The sequence below is a fragment of the Paenibacillus cisolokensis genome, from assembly GCF_018403665.1.
Taxonomy (GTDB): Bacteria; Bacillota; Bacilli; order Paenibacillales; family Paenibacillaceae; genus Paenibacillus_AH; species Paenibacillus_AH cisolokensis.
This window is the reverse complement of sequence record NZ_BOVJ01000268.1, coordinates 1-1848: the sequence shown is the minus strand read 5'-3', so window position 1 is coordinate 1848 and position 1848 is coordinate 1. Positions and strand designations below refer to the sequence as shown.

Here is a 1848-nt window from a genome sequence, read left to right as displayed (position 1 = left end):
TTTCGGGATAGTTATCACAGCACCTCACTTCCATCGTCAAATCCATAATGTTGTCAACTCTGGTTATTTACTTCCATTCTTAAAAGGGTAAAATTAGCAATGAAATTGTCCGGAAACACATTGTCGAAGCGGAAATCGTCAAACTAGCAGCCTCGCTCAAATAAAGCGGCAGCGATTCGTTACTGCCGCTTCTCTTTTTTCTCCGACGAATCAATTGATTAGCAATGAGTCGGAATAAACCGTCCCTTCCTCGTGAATGTCGTCATAATCAATCCAATGCCTGGACTTCACCCGATAATAATAACCGGTCGAAACGGTGATTTCCCGGCTGGAATAGGCATACGATGCGTTGGAATAAGTGGTTTTGGCACCCGTATTCACGTCGATCCATTCGGAGCCGGTCCAACGCTGCAAGGTGGTCTGAATGCCTATCGTATCTACTTTTCTGGTTCCTAATGTCTGGCCCCAGACACTGACCTTTCCGTTGCCGAGATCGGATAGATTGCCCGAGCCATCATCTAAGTAACGAAAATAAGCGGCCATGAACAGCGTAGCTGCAACCAAGCTGGTGTTCACCCAAACCGCGATTTCCCGGCCCACCTGTTGAACCCTGTTTCAGAAAACGGTATAGTTGGTATATCAAGATTACACATTAAGGATGATCATACGATGGATATGCCGCTGTACGAACGGATTTTCAACTATGTTTTCGACAAAATCAGGACCGGCGAATGGAAGCCGGGCGATCGCGTTCCCTCGGAAAAAGAGCTGGCCGAGCAGTTCGATGTGAGCCGGATTACGTCGAAGAAAGCGCTGGAGCTGCTTTCGCAGTACAAGCTGATCGAGCGCATTCAGGGCAAAGGCTCCTTTGTGTCCGAAACGATTCCGGATTTGCACGAGATTAAAAGGCAGAGACAAGCGGAAAGCGGCGGCGAGCTGCGGCGAAGCGGTGACGAGGGACACTGGCGCACGGTCGGGCTCATTTTGCCCGATTTTGCGGATTCCTTCGGCGCGGATCTGATCCGGGGCATCGAGGAGCAATGCTCGCGGTACGGCTGCCGGCTCATGATGAAGCTGACCTATGACAACCGGGAGGTCGAGGAAGCGGCCATCCGCTCCTTCGTTCGCGACGGCGTCGACGGCATCGTCGTATTTCCCGGCCATGGCGAGCATTACAATGCCGAGCTGCTGCGGCTTGTGCTGGACGGATTTCCGATCGTGCTCGTCGACCGGTATTTGAAAGGAATCGCCGCCAGGGCGGTGTTCACCGACAACCGGAAGGCGGCCTTCGACGCGACCGATTTTCTGCTTCGGAAAGGCGTCCGCGAAATCGGCTTTCTGTCCGCCCCGGCGGAAAACACGTCCAGCATCGAGGAACGGCTGGCCGGGTATACGGAGGCTTGCATCCAGGGCGGATCGGCCCCGAAGACCGATCATATTATGACGAATTTGTTCAGCTCGCTCCCGCAATTGTTCGATACCCAGAACGTTCGCGCCGACAGCGAGACGGTAAAGCGGTTCGTCCAGATGAATCCGGAGCTTGCCGCATTCGTCGTGTCGGAATATAATCTCGCGCTTATTTTGCGGGAAGTGCTTCTGTCGATGGGCAAGCGGATTCCGGAAGATTATCAGATCGTCTGCTTCGATTCTCCCGGCCAGCCGTTCGGCGAGCATATGTTTACGCATGTGCGTCAAAATCAGCGGGAAATCGGCCGCCGGGCGGTCGAAACGCTGTACCGGATGTGGAACAAGGAGGAGACGGCGTTAATCCATATCGTGCCTCACGAGATTGTGGTCGGCCAATCGACGGTCGGCTGATGGCGTGCTCCATACTTACAGCTGCTGAAA

2 protein-coding genes are annotated in these 1848 nt (G+C 53.5%); one reads left to right on the top strand and one right to left on the bottom strand.

Annotated features, from left to right (window positions below):
- Positions 1 to 210: 210 nt before the first annotated feature.
- Positions 211 to 600 carry a hypothetical protein gene (locus PACILC2_RS25920; RefSeq protein ID WP_213531895.1) on the bottom strand — a complete coding sequence of 130 codons (390 nt, stop codon included), beginning with the start codon at positions 598 to 600 and terminating at the stop codon, positions 211 to 213.
- A gap of 69 nt (positions 601 to 669) precedes the next feature.
- On the opposite strand from PACILC2_RS25920, the gene PACILC2_RS25915 reads away from it, so the two are divergent.
- On the top strand, positions 670 to 1818 hold the full coding sequence (locus PACILC2_RS25915; RefSeq protein ID WP_213531893.1) for a GntR family transcriptional regulator: 1149 nt from the start codon (positions 670 to 672) through the stop codon (positions 1816 to 1818).
- The last annotated feature ends 30 nt before the right edge of the window (positions 1819 to 1848 follow it).

Bases quoted from the DNA above. Each gene is read 5' to 3' on its own strand.
- PACILC2_RS25915 (WP_213531893.1), top strand. From the start codon at position 670: ATGGATATGCCGCTGTACGAACGGATTTTCAACTATGTTTTCGACAAA.